This is a genomic window from Paenibacillus whitsoniae, from assembly GCF_003955665.1.
Taxonomy (GTDB): domain Bacteria; phylum Bacillota; class Bacilli; order Paenibacillales; family NBRC-103111; genus Paenibacillus_E; species Paenibacillus_E whitsoniae.
Genome location: NZ_RXHU01000094.1, coordinates 1 through 13495, shown reverse-complemented (window position 1 = coordinate 13495; position 13495 = coordinate 1). Strand labels below are relative to the sequence as shown.

Annotated in this window: 7 protein-coding genes; all 7 read right to left on the bottom strand. The window is 43.1% G+C overall.

Features of this window, described 5'->3' with window-relative positions; all coding sequences use genetic code 11:
* Window positions 1-10: 10 nt before the first annotated feature.
* The 7 genes from EJQ19_RS26780 to EJQ19_RS26750 all read right to left on the bottom strand — a co-directional run bounded on the left by EJQ19_RS26780 (window position 11) and on the right by EJQ19_RS26750 (window position 13108).
* Complete coding sequence (locus EJQ19_RS26780; RefSeq protein ID WP_126144293.1) at window positions 11-5089, bottom strand: LamG-like jellyroll fold domain-containing protein; 5079 nt, start codon at window positions 5087-5089, stop codon at window positions 11-13.
* A 157-nt stretch (window positions 5090-5246) separates the two neighbouring features.
* Window positions 5247-6110 (bottom strand): carbohydrate ABC transporter permease, encoded by an 864-nt coding sequence (locus EJQ19_RS26775; protein ID WP_126144292.1) that lies wholly within the window; start codon window positions 6108-6110, stop codon window positions 5247-5249.
* A complete protein-coding gene (locus tag EJQ19_RS26770) occupies window positions 6111-7061 on the bottom strand; it encodes an ABC transporter permease (RefSeq protein WP_126144291.1) in 951 nt (316 codons plus the stop codon). It lies immediately after the preceding gene.
* An 85-nt stretch (window positions 7062-7146) separates the two neighbouring features.
* Window positions 7147-8679: an extracellular solute-binding protein gene (locus EJQ19_RS26765; RefSeq protein WP_126144290.1), complete on the bottom strand. Its 1533-nt coding sequence runs from the start codon at window positions 8677-8679 to the stop codon at window positions 7147-7149.
* 27 nt (window positions 8680-8706) lie between these two features.
* On the bottom strand, window positions 8707-9519 hold the full coding sequence (locus EJQ19_RS26760) for a sugar phosphate isomerase/epimerase family protein (protein WP_126144289.1): 813 nt from the start codon (window positions 9517-9519) through the stop codon (window positions 8707-8709).
* A gap of 60 nt (window positions 9520-9579) precedes the next feature.
* Entirely contained in the window at window positions 9580-10578 is a 999-nt protein-coding gene (locus EJQ19_RS26755) for an NAD(P)-dependent oxidoreductase (RefSeq protein ID WP_164716730.1), read from the bottom strand.
* A gap of 310 nt (window positions 10579-10888) precedes the next feature.
* Complete coding sequence (locus EJQ19_RS26750; RefSeq protein WP_126144287.1) at window positions 10889-13108, bottom strand: helix-turn-helix domain-containing protein; 2220 nt, start codon at window positions 13106-13108, stop codon at window positions 10889-10891.
* Window positions 13109-13495: the final 387 nt, after the last annotated feature.

Sequence of the window (13495 nt, the reverse complement as noted above, 5' to 3'; positions counted from 1 at the left end):
TTTTCGCCTCTTATTGAGTTACTGTAAAATCGTCGAACCTCGAGTCACCGAAGCGGCTATCAATTCCCACTCTACCCGATGTCAGAACGCTATTTGTTGCCGTCAATTCCAAATTTCCATTTACATACAGCTTCAGTGTTGTCCCCTGCACCACAGCTTTGAACGTATACCAAACGCCATTTTCAAAAGTAAATGGCTTGCTTGCCATTCCGCCATAGTTGTGACCTCCAACTCTTCGGAAAATGGTCAAGTCTCCGTTCTTATAACCGAAGAAATAATAGTTGTCTACATCCGTAAACCGTGCCCGGATACCAACATTCGGCGAATTTGTGGATGACCAGTTGTTCACCTTTACTTTCGTTTCCACGGTATAATCCGTCCAAGATGTACTTCCAATTGCAGCAGAGTTGTCGAAAGTGGTATTAGACTTATACACGTTGCTACCATCATTAACAACATTCCAAGTTCCAGAAGTTACAGTCCAATCAGAAGCGCCATTCTCAAAGTTGGCGTAGACTAGGAAGTTTGGGGTTGTTAATTCAAATGGCAAACTTGAACCAGATAAGCTATTCCTTGTATCAAATGCTTTCACTGTATACGAATACGACGTTGTTGAGTTGATATTAAAATCTTTGTAGGTCGTATCCGTTACCGTTGCGATCTCCGTTTCATTACGGAATACTTTATATCCTGTTACCCCGTGGTCATCGCTTGATGAATGCCAGGATAGCGCAACAGATTTACCTGATATTCCACCGGTTAAATTACCAGGTATACTTGGAGGTAGGTCCGGAATCTGCGTATTTAAACAGCGTCCGAGTCCTCCAGATGCGTTACCATTGTAATCATAAGCCACAACCGAATAGAAATAGCGGGATGATGCAGTCAAGCCTGTGTCAGTGAACGATGTACCGAAAGAAGTACCGATCGATGCACAGTTTCTGTACACCTCATAATGGCTGACTCCAATATTATCAGTCGAAGCGTCCCAGTTGAGATTTACAGAATAACTTGCTGTCGAAACAGCACTTAATCCATGTGGTGCCGTCGGAGCGTTTGTATCGGGTAACATCGTTCCGCTTACCACTACAGATAAATCCTTCTGAGTCAGATCTAAGTTAACCGATATTTTACCTACACCATCCGAAGTTATTGGTTGAGATGTGCCGTTACTCCATTGCAAGGTGTAGATTGTATTTGGACCTAATCCTGTAACCTCCATTTGGCTGGATGGAAGGGTAGTCATTTGTGAATTTTCTGCCCACAGCTTAAACCCGCCCGTCATGTTTTCATACCGTACATTTAGCGGCTGACTGAAAAGGAAACTTTGATTAGGAAGCGTCAATGCAGTCCCTTGAATCATCATCGCATTTTCGATAGAGGTACCGTTCTTTGTGAATACCAGGGATTTTGCATCGGCCTTAGCATCCGTCGTTGTAAGCGTTCCTGTACTGCCCCCTCGAAAGCCAATCCAATCCGTTTTCCCGCCATCACGCGTTACAACCATCTTAGTACCTTCTGTATCTTTGGTAATTTGAGGTTTCACAACGAGTGAACGGCCATTTATATTCGGATAGAATAGCCCCAGAAAGTTTGCTTTTTCTGACGGTACTGTATTGCTAACATTCAGATTCGTACCCATTTCCACCTTAGAGGCAGGAGATAACACGGCTTGAAGGTTATCAGGCTGAAGCATGAACAATTGCATGCTGTCGGAACCTTGTGTGATGGTGTAGCCGCTGTTTGCATCGCCTGTCCAAGTACCCTTGTTATTAAAGAGAAACTGGTAGTTTCTTGCACCATTCGCTGAAAGCAAATCGTCGTATACAATGACATACTCGCCGTCGACGAGCATCACATTTCGATCCATACGACTCATGTCAACATATGATTTATGCAAGTCGCCCGTCGTGAAGCCATATCCCGGTGTTCCAAAAAATTCGCTGATTTTGGCGACATCTCTCATATCGGAGTACGGCTGAAAGAATGCGATATTCCCTTCCCCTCTCTGACCGGTTCCGTCGACCAACAGCGTATTAATATCTTTCGTCCATCTGTCAATCTTGTCATATGGTGGATACTCTCCCCAATGCTTATCACCAAAATCAATACTGAAATGACCGGCATCCGGGCGATCGTGTCCTACGTTAATATAAGTTCCATTAGGGCTGATGTGATCACGCCATTCATTTAATTTGTGACCTCCTGGTGGCCCGCTCTTCAAAGTAACACTCAGATCGTCCGTTCCCCAACCACTCCGGAAATTCGCCATTTCCAGATCAGGGAAATAGGCCCAATGATTCTGCGGCGTTGTATCAGGAACGAGCGTGTCATCGTAATACAGGAAGTCCCATACATGCCAGGAGTAAGAATTCGGATCGACAGCATAGGCAGCCAGAGCCATTGCCTGCAGCTTGGCATCTTGATATTTGGAAGCGAGCTTGAATAGGAAGTTATTAAAATATCCTCGGGCATTATAGTCATCTGCATAGCGAGCAAGTGTCGTATATCCTGGGCCGTATAAGTATGTCTTAAACAGGCCCATATTGTGTACAGATGCGGTCCACAGAGAGGAGTTATTTGTAACGGACGCATAGGACGCAATCGCACGAACGACATGTTCATCCCCATAAGACATATAATGCGGACTTTCGTGCTGGGAACCATCAGGCGCAATCTGAGCAACAAGTGTTTGCAGCTCCTGCTCTGCAAAACTATACATGGTTGCAACTTCCGAATCTCCGATATCTCCCAAGATAGCGCTTGTGCCAACCAAAAGACCTTCGATACGGAAATGGCGATGATTGTTTTGATAATCACTTTTCCAGTAGGCCAGCGTGCCTGATAAATGATTGAAAAACTCGTCGTACAGCTTCTTCGACTGCTGCTTCAGCTTCGCCGCAATCTGCGAGCGTTCAGCTTCACTGAAGGCATCGTAAGCCCAGTCATAGGCATACCCTATGCCAATTAAGCCGGTAGCATTAGCTGCTGAACCACCATAATCGGTGTTTTCATCGCCCCACTGCGGCCGGTTAATCAAATCGAGCACATAGGTGCGGAGCTTGGTTTTATAGGCTTCGTTTTGAGTTACTTTATAAGCCATCGCTAACGTCGGTAACCGAAAAGACACATTCTCCCAGTTGTTATCGTTGCCAACAGCCGATGAAAACCAATTTATCGTATCAGGCGCGTTGTTCGCTTGGGTCAGCATAGCGCTATAGAACCCTTGATATCCAGAAGCCGTTGTTCTACGCTGAAGCTCAGCGGACATGCCCGGATTTACAATCAACCTTGGGTGAACGCCAATCAAGTCTGAGCGGAATGAGGTATTATTCGTGAAAGGTGCTGTCGTAATTGTCCCAGCACTGCTAGGGACTGAATAGTTGCCAGACGCATCAAAAGCTTTTACCGTATAGCTATAGAAGTTGCCTGGTACTACTTGATTATCTATGAAAGTAAGCGACGAATTGACCGCAATCACAGTGCCGTTGCGCAGAAGTTCATATCCCGCAACGACGTCGTTGTCCGTTGAACTGTTCCAAGACACCGTTACCTGTCCTGCAACTGTCTCTGTTGCCGTAACGCCTGTTGGCACACTCGGTGCAGTCGTATCCGTCGACAATGCAGCTGCTTGGATCGTTACATCATCGAAGCTTACAGCTCCATACGCGGTAATGAGTCCCATTGGCCCAACAGTAAACGTCGTATCGATAGCCGACAACTGTTCATTTCCGTTGACCAGCAGACCTAATCGAGAATGATCCGTTACTGCTTGGAGTGTATACCAAGTGCCGCTAGTGAGTGTAAATGGCATACTGGCTAATACGGTTATGGTGCCTCCAACTTTCTTTTTAATGTTCAAAACACCCAAATCGTATGTGAAGAGATAGTAGTTGTTCGTGTCCTTGTATCGAGTCATCAAGCCAACCGTCTGAAAACTTGTTGAGCCCCAGTTATCGACTTTAAACTTCGTTTCTGCCGTATAGTTATCCCATGTACCGGATCCATGTAGTGAACGGGCAATCGAATCGCTCTCTGACGTTCGCAATGCTTTCGTTCCGTCGTTGATTACGCTCCAGTTGCCGTTAACAACCGTCCAATAATGAGAATCACCTTGCTCAAAATTGTCGGTAAAAGGTAAGCCTACGGTATTCGCTGATGCGGTTGTCACCGTTGTGACCGATGCAGCCGCGCTAAAGGCGGAGTAGTTATTCGAAGCGTCAATCGTCCTCACGGTATATTGATAAGTCGTACCTTGAGCCACTTGTGTGTCTGCAAAATAACGATTGGATGTATTCCCCAGCAGGATGCCATCACGATATACACCGTAGCCAGCCACTGCATCATTGTCAGTTGCGGCATTCCAGTCTATATCGACACGGCCAAATGCTGTCTCCCGGGCTGCCACACCTGTCGAAACACTGGGAACTGTCACATCCGCGGAAGCTGGTGTCGCCTCTATAGAGATATTATCAAAGCTGACATTCCCGAATGCAGTGATTAGCGCAGCAGGCCCTGCGGAGAAGGTCAAATCCACTGTGGACAGCACTTCGACTCCATCCATGATCAATTTAAGGCGAGAATGATCACTCACAGCCTCAATGGTATGCCATGAGCCAATAGGAAGGGGAAAAGGTGTGCTTGCCAGTACGCTGATGACACCACCCACCTTTTTCTTGATATTCAGAACGCCTAGGTCATACGTAAACAAATAGTAATTATTTGTATCGATATACCTGGTCAATAAACCGACCGTTTGAAATTGGGTCGAGCCCCAACTGTTAATCTTGAAGTCAGCTGAAGCTGAATAATTATCCCATGTGGGAGCCCCGTATACACTTCTTGCAATGGAATCAGTCGCTACAGTCTGATAAACCTTAGAGCCATCATTCGTGATTGCCCATGTGCCATCCACAACAGACCAATCTGCGACAATTCCGCTTTCAAAGTTTTCACTGTAGGGCAGTGCAGCTTCCGCGTGAACTTTCTCAGACGTTAGGCCTGGAAAAACAGGAACTAATGTGAACAGTAATAACGCAATCAGAATTCGGGAAACGCTTGTTTTGCTAGATCTCCATTTTCCTATCAAATGCAACACTTCCTTTCACTCTTAAAAAGTTTGAACCATGCCATTCTATTACTTTACCAATAGAAATAATGGGTTTTCTTGATGATCACCCCCTTATAGAGTACTGCCAATTGACGGTACTTAAGTGTAATTTTTCGTATTCAATTTTTCGTATTCACTACCCTTTCACTGAACCTATCAGCATGCCTTTGACGAAATACTTTTGCAAATAGGGATAGACGAGCAGAATTGGCACCATACTGACGACAACGGCCGCCATCTTGATGCTTTCCGGCGACGATGCCATATCACTTAATCCAGGCTGATTCGCAAGTGATTCCTCTTTAAGCATCCCATTTAGCACGACCTGCAAGACTCGTTTTTGCTGATCATGAATGTAGATGATGCCTGGCAGATATTCGTTCCACCTTGCTACCGCGTAAATCAAGCCAATCGTAGCGTTAACGGCGCCCGACAAAGGCAATATGATGCGCAATAGAATGAACAAATCATTAGCGCCGTCCATTTTTGCCGATTCGATCAATTCAGTTGGAATTCCCTTATAGAACTTAATCATAATTAGCATGTTGTAAACACTAACGGCTGACGGCAACATTAACGCCCACAGTGTGTCAACCAAATGCAATTGCTTGATGACGAGGTAGGTAGGAATCAAGCCGCCATTAAACAACATTGTAAAAAAAATAATTGAAAAGATAGGACTGCGCCAACGCAAACTGCTTTTAGCTAGCGGGTATGCACATCCGATTGTAAGCACCATACTTATGAGTGTTCCGAAAATCGTGACGATCAGCGTATTTCTAAAGCCAACATACAGGAACTTCTGGGAAAGCACGTATTTGTATGTCGATAATGAAAAATGCTCGGGATACAGATTCAATTTGTTGACAGAGGCATGTGTCGGATCACTTAAAGAAAACATCAACACATACCAGAAAGGATAAAACATAATCAGGCCAAGAAGTACAAACCCGGTATTGAGGACAAGCGGGTAAAGACGAAGATTACGATGCCTTTTCATCTAGCTCAACCCCTCTTCCCCGAATAACTTGCTCACCCATTGCGCTGCAAGTACGAGAATTAGCGCGATAACAGAATTAAACACGCCGACTGCAGTAGCAAAGCTGTAGTTCCCTTGCTGCAGACCGTATTTAAAAACAAATGTGTCCAAAACTTCGCTGACTTCTGCTACAGCAGAGTTCTGCATGACTAATATTTGCTCAAATCCGGCTCCCATCAAGAACCCGATACGCAAAATAAGAAGCAAAATAATGACATTTCGTATAGATGGAAGCGTAATGTGCCACGTTTGCTTCCATTTACCCGCTCCATCCATGATAGCCGCCTCATAAAGCGAGGGATCCACCTGTGTCAACGCCGCCAAATAGATAATCGTGCCCCAGCCAAGATCCTTCCAAATATCAGAGGCAACAAGTATGCTTCGAAACAGATTCTGGTCAATAAGCAAATTGCGCGGTTCTTGGCCAAACCATTCATAAACGAGTGCAACAACGCCATTGTTCGGAGATAAAATGGCCAAAATAAATCCTGAAATGACAACCCACGAAATAAAATGAGGCAAATATAAAATCGTTTGGATCGCCCGCTTAAAGAAACGGTTGCCTAGCTCATTCAGCAATAGTGCAACGATGATCGGTGCTGGGAAACCGAATATAATTTTATATACACTGATTAGAATTGTATTACGGAAGATCTTCCAAAAATCCGAGTACTGAAAGACATCTTGGAAATTTTTCCATCCAACCCAATCGCTTTGCCATATCCCTTGAAAAATATCATAATCTTTAAAGGCAATTACGATGCCATAAAGAGGAGCATATTTAAAAATAAGGAAATACAATAACCCTGGCAACAGCATCAGATACAAATATTTATCGTTTCGCAAATCGTGAAAAACTGTTTTATTCTTCCATATGATTTTTTTTCTCTCAGTTGTTTGCGTTGTTTCCATGATGCACCCCTCTCCGCTGTCCGGTCTGGCGAAGAGCGGAATTCACACAATCATCCGCTCTTTCCAGTATTCCGTAACAACTCGTCTATTTTTTTGTTTTTGCCAGGTAAGCGTCATTCATAGCTTTGGTGTAGTCGGTGCCACCACGTTTGTAAAACTCCGTTACAAAGTCTTTGAATAAGTCGTCGATGGGACCCTCATTCAATATCATTTTAGTAAACTGTTGGGAAGTAAATTGGCCTAGCTCTGTTGCTTTCGAGTTGTCATCGATCACCAAGCCATCGGCTGGGTTTCGGTACCCGATCGTATGAGCGAATTTATATAACTCTTGGAAACGCTGTGAGGTGTGATTATACATGAAATTGAATGCAAGTTTTAACTGTCCAATGCCAGCTGCTTTGATTTCCTCGTCCTTGATCAGCTGTTTCACAATATTGTTATCCAATGTGTAATCTTTCCCTTTTTCCCCATAATTCTCATACATATTTCCTTCATCTGATGCCAAGAAATCAAGTACTCGAATTGCTGCATCAATGTTTTTAGAATCCTTGGTAATCGCCGTTTTGAGCCAACCACGTTGAGTAAGCATACGGTAGCCAATGCCATTTTGTTTTGGCCCTTTGAGAATTCCGCCTTCAACGAATTCAGCATTGGGATTGTTTTGTTTAAGCGGTGTATAGTAATTGTTAATATTTGAAGTATCCATTAAAAAATATCGATAGACTGGCGCGCCGACAGTACCTTTTATCACTTTGTCCTTAAACCTGGCGGCATTGTCAGTGATGAATTCAGGATCAATCATTTTTTCCTTATACATTTTATTTAGAAATTTGAGTGCATCCAGTGCTCCAGGTGCTACAGCACCAGGCACAAGCTTCCCGTCTTGAAGAATCCAGTTCCCTGGCAATGTTCCAAAAGCACTAAAGACCATATCCATGGACGATAAATCAACATTGCCGCCGGCCGTATATGCGCTAAGTGCATACGTATCCTTTTTACCATTTCCATCCGGATCTTTGTTCGTGAACGCATCGGCTACAGCGTAATACTCATCCAATGTTGTTGGCACCTTCAGTCCAACTTTATCCAGCCAGTCCTTGCGGTAGATCGGAATATTGTCAATCGCGCTGCCGCGAATCGGAATCGTATACACATTGTTATCGTTATGCTTCATAATGTCCCATAGGCCGCCATCGCCAAATTTTTTAAGATTGGGCGCTTTATCGAAATAGGTATTAAGGGGAAGCAACACATTTGATTTTGTCAGCTTCATCTCTAGCGTATCCGTACTCAACTGGATGATATCCGGTTTGTCGCCAGAAGCCAGCATAACTTGCAGCTTATTCTCAAGATCCCCGCTAGGAATTACGGTGATGTCCAATTTTGTGTTGGTCTTCTCTTCAATATAATGAGTCGTTTTGTTGTCTAAAGTGACACCCGGATAAGTCTCGAGAACTGCCAATTTTAGTGTTGCAGTCGGCTGCTTTGTTGCCGCAGCTGTTGAAGTGGATGCAGCTGATGGTGAAGAAGAAGTGTCGTTATTGGATGAGCAGCCCGTGATCATAGCCAAGGTTAGAACCGATGCAACTGTCATGCTCTGTGCTTTCTTTTTGGACATTTAAATAACCTCCCATTTTTTATTAAACTATTGAATGTGCTGGCGCATGTACGACATATACGCAGGTAGTGCAATATCAGGTTCCTCAATGTCAGGATGCCACTTTTTTTCCCATTCAAACGAAAGCCATCCCATGTATTCGCTTTCAGAAAGGAGTTTTATAATATCTGGTAGAGGCAAATCTCCTTTACCGACAAGAACTGGTGTGATGTCTTTACCTTCCCCCCGTGCATCCTTCAGATGGATATGCCGGATATAAGGCCGTAGTTGACGCCACGTTTCAGACGGTGGTTCTTGGACACCATACTTTATCGTGTGATGAACGTCCCAAATGATCCCTATCGCCGGCGACGATGTTTGCCGAAGGACATCAAGGATCCGCTGGGATGACGAGAAATCCCCGTGTGTCTCTAGAAGCACACTGATCCCTTTGTTTTCGGCGTAAAGCCCTAGCATCTGTAAGCCTCGGGCAACTTGGCGAACGATATCGGATTCTTTTTGGTCGCTCGGAATTAAGTCGCCAAAAACGCGGATATAAGGAGCGCCCATTTTAACAGCCAAGTCAATCGTCTCCACACCCTCTTCAATGGCCGCAGCGAACTTGCTATCATCATGGAATACACACGAAGTATCAAGACAAATGATCTTGATTCCTTGCGCTGCAGCATAGGCGATGGAAGCCTCCAAACGGTCACTGTGCAATGCATCACATCGACTTAATCGCAGTTCCCCTGAAATACCTCGAAGTTCGACTCCGTCATAACCGTAACGAACCGCTTCGTCGATGATTTGCTCCCAGGACCATGCTGGACATCCAAGCGTTGTGAACGATAGCTTCATTATATACGTCTCCCAGATCTTGTTTATTGTTTCCTGCTGTTCATACAAGATTCGGCTTAATTATGTGCTTCGCAGATATCGATCCCGATCGAACTTAAACAGCAGCGGCTTGCCTTCTCGAAAGCGTTGTAAATTATCCAAGCATATCCGTTCGTATCTTTGTAACTTTGGCATATTCCAAGTTGCATAGAAGAGATCATGTGCCGTAAATAGTACATTTGGCCACATACGTGCCGGATGGTCCTCTGCGAGCCTATCATTATCTGCGATGACATCGAGCCCAGCGCGTAATCTCCCTGCTTGCAGTTCAGCGAATAGTGCATCTTGATCAATGATATCTCCGCGAGCCGTATTAATGACAATACTATAGTCCGCCAAATGCGACAATACTTCTGCGTTAACCGAATTCCGGGTTTCTTCCGTCAAACCAGCATGAATGACAAGCACGTCGCAATCAGCCGCAAGTTCCACTAGACTGTCGTAACGCTTACAGCCCTCTAGTGTTGTAGTTGAAGACAAATAGGGATCATAATAATGGATGTGGCATTCGAATGGGCGCAGAAAATCAACAAACTTTCTTCCAATTACCCCCATACCATAAATTCCGATTCTTAAGCCATACATCATGCCTACTCGACGGTCATTTCGATGCCAACCGCCTGATCGTACCGCTAACTGTTGTGGAAGCAATTCTTTTAATGAAGCCAGTAGGAGTGTAAATGCAGCTTCCGCTACATCCGCTGCAATGGCATCTCCCCAATTGGTTACGGGTATGCCTGCTTCAATAATTGAAAGTGGTATCCAACCTTTGATTCCTCCCGAAATGTTGCAGATGTAAGATAGCCGACCAGGATTCTGTGCGATCTGTTCGGGCACAGGACTTGACCCCCAAATCGTAAGAAGGACATCATGCTCCCGAATGTGCGATGCCATTTCTTCATCCGTCATCGTGCCATCGTTACGAATGACCGTTAGCTCCCCAAATTCCCGCAGCGCATCTAAGAACGGTCCCTCTGTTGGAAATCGGGAATCGGCTTCAGCGATGTGCAGCAGTTTCATTTCTTTATCCCCCCTGTATATTTTCTTCATAGCACAACCTTAAATTGAAAGGGCTTTCAGATGGCTACAACCCAAGTATATAGACCTTTTCAGGGCATCGTAAATGAACGAATCTAACGATCAATATGAAATACAAAGAATTTTCATGGTATTTTCCCCATATTTTTATCGAATTGCCCGATATCCCATTTCCTTTTCCCAAAATCACCTTCCAAAGAAATTTTCACAATTGAAAAGCTGCTCATGTTAACCAAAATAAATACTCCCTCCACCGAAATTCTTCAAGTAGAGGGAGCATTATCATCATCAATCACGTCAGAATGATCTTCCTGCGATACTCAAGAGGTGTCATTTTATATGCTTTCTTGAATAGACGGATAAAACTTTGCGTATTATTGTAACCTACCGCGAGGGCGACATCCTGGATCTTCGCATCTGAGCTCATAATCAACTTAACAGCCTCTTCCATACGAACTTGCGTTATATAATCCAAAATTGTCATCCCAGTTTCCGTTTTGAAAATTGAACTTAAATAGCCGGGACTTAAATATACATTCGTCGAAACATCCTTTAAAGATAAATCCAAGTGATAGTGCCTCTGGATAAATTCCATTGTTTTTCCTACGAGTTCCGTATGTTGTTTTTGCTTTAAATCTGCTGTCACATTCATACTTTGGCATATAAAGCGTATGAGTAGTTGCTCAAGTTCTGCAAGCGTATCTGCTGACTGCACACTATTCCAAATGCTCGGACCATCAATTCCTGCTTCTTCTAAGCGGCCCCCTACTTCTGCCAACGCGCCAATGATATTCGTACAAACTTGGAATATCGCGTATTTCACATATGCGATTGAGTAGGGCTGACTGGCAAGCATGCGAATTAAGTCACTTACCACTTCCATTGACTTTTCAAGGTTCTGAGACCGGATACTATCTAATAAAGTTTCTTCAAGATTCTTATCGTAAAATCTACCGTTCGACTCCATGACATCCACGGTTTCTTTAACAATCATTTCATTTTTACCAATAAAGAATTTACGGTTAAGAAGCTGCAGCGCTTCTTGATAGGCAAGAAATAGCTTATCCAGACTTTCAAAAACCGGGCTAATGGCCAAAGTAATTTCTACATCAGCTTCATTCAGCGTTTCCTTCAGTTCCCCAAATAACTCGTAGATATCATCTTTTTGTAGTTCTGTATTCAGAATGATAACAAGTCGACGTTCGCTCATCGATGAATGTAGGGTTGCCTGAAATCGCTCATCAAAGAATAGTTCGACTTTTTCAATTAAACTATCGGTCAATTCCCTATTTTCGAAATCGAAGACTCCGACTACAAATCGCGACATATCAAACGACTTACCAAGTAATTGTACAATCGCATGGAATTTTTCATCATCCCAAATTTTACCGCTCAACAATTCAAACACAGAGTGCTGCTTCATGAAAGGAAAAGCGAGTCCGAATTGAGACTGCAACGTATGATTTTCTTGAAATAAGGTATTCACCGCGCCATCGATAAGCGTGTATTCATCTCTTCCCTTGCCTACATTCATCCTTTTACGAATATCAGAAACAAGCCGTGCGAGCGGTCTGTACAAAAAGTAAGAAAATAAATATGCCATTACGAATGATAATAGTAACACGATCACTAACGAATAAATAAGAACATTCCTCAATAGCTTGGTTGAATCGACAACTTGCTCAAAGGGTTGTTCGTAAACAACGGACCATCCTAGAAAGTCTGAATGTGTTTTACTCAAAAAATATGTGGATTCATTTATTGTATGTTGTAGTGAGGAACCTTCCGCATTCCGGATCATTGTTAATTGTTTCTGTAACAGTTCCTGTTCGATCCCCGTATTGTTAACGATGATTTGGTTGTTATCGTTGAAGATTAGCAGGTCCATTTGTTTTGAATTCTCACTCGTTTGAAGACTGCTCAAAAAATCACGGTAGTCCATATTAATGACAATTTGCATCGCGGCATTACTGGATACATCCTTAAAAGTTCGAACAGTGCTAAGCAGATTCCTTTGGATCCCATTAAGCATAATCACTTTACGCGGCTGCAAAACCGTGAAAATCCCTCTTGAATCAATCCGTAATATATCTTGGTCATAGAAGTCATTCAAACTATATTTGGAATCGGTAATTACATAATCTTCTTCTTTATTTATTAGATAAATGGAAGTAATCATTTTGTTCGTACCTACGAGTTTGTTAAAATACTTGATTACTTCTACCATGGTTTGAGATCGGGTTGCATACGTCACATTTGGCTCGAACATTTTCCACACTTCATCACTTGCCATGATTTGGTTCATCACATTTTCAATTTCGGACATCTGCTGCTCGATAAACAATTTCTTTTCAAGCAAGAGAAAATTACTAGATTTATCTACCTGTCTAATAATATGTGTCGTACTGTTACGAATACCCAAATAGCCAATTGTGATAGCTGGAATACTAATGGCTACAATAAACATTACTAATATCTTGTAAAACCCTTTTTGTGTTTTAAACGGATTCATGTCGGCATCCCCTCCTATAAAAAATAAAGCGCATACATAAATTTGCGAACGATCATTGTTCGTGTGTAGGGCTATACTTTTAATACCCGATTCGCTAAAAGGGGGAGCACCATTTTTCCTATCCTATATTAATATACTTTATATATATAACGACGGTTCAACAATTGCAATGGTACATTTCAACGATCATATTGAAATACGATGGCACGAAACAATCAGACTAACCAATTTTGAAACGATTCTAAAGAATGATGGAATTTGACTGACAAACACAAAAAAAAAAAGAAGAAGGGTGTGAGGTTTCATAATAAATTATAAAACGGAGCCCACAAAGCCGCGGCGCTCCGTTTATTTTGTTTCATATAAAGTAGTAGGTATGGTTTTTAT

Bases quoted from the DNA above. Each gene is read 5' to 3' on its own strand.
- EJQ19_RS26775 (WP_126144292.1), bottom strand. From the start codon at position 6,110: ATGAAAAGGCATCGTAATCTTCGTCTTTACCCGCTTGTCCTCAATACC.
- EJQ19_RS26770 (WP_126144291.1), bottom strand. From the start codon at position 7,061: ATGGAAACAACGCAAACAACTGAGAGAAAAAAAATCATATGGAAGAAT.
- EJQ19_RS26765 (WP_126144290.1), bottom strand. From the start codon at position 8,679: ATGTCCAAAAAGAAAGCACAGAGCATGACAGTTGCATCGGTTCTAACC.
- EJQ19_RS26760 (WP_126144289.1), bottom strand. From the start codon at position 9,519: ATGAAGCTATCGTTCACAACGCTTGGATGTCCAGCATGGTCCTGGGAG.
- EJQ19_RS26755 (WP_164716730.1), bottom strand. From the start codon at position 10,578: ATGAAACTGCTGCACATCGCTGAAGCCGATTCCCGATTTCCAACAGAG.
- EJQ19_RS26750 (WP_126144287.1), bottom strand. From the start codon at position 13,108: ATGAATCCGTTTAAAACACAAAAAGGGTTTTACAAGATATTAGTAATG.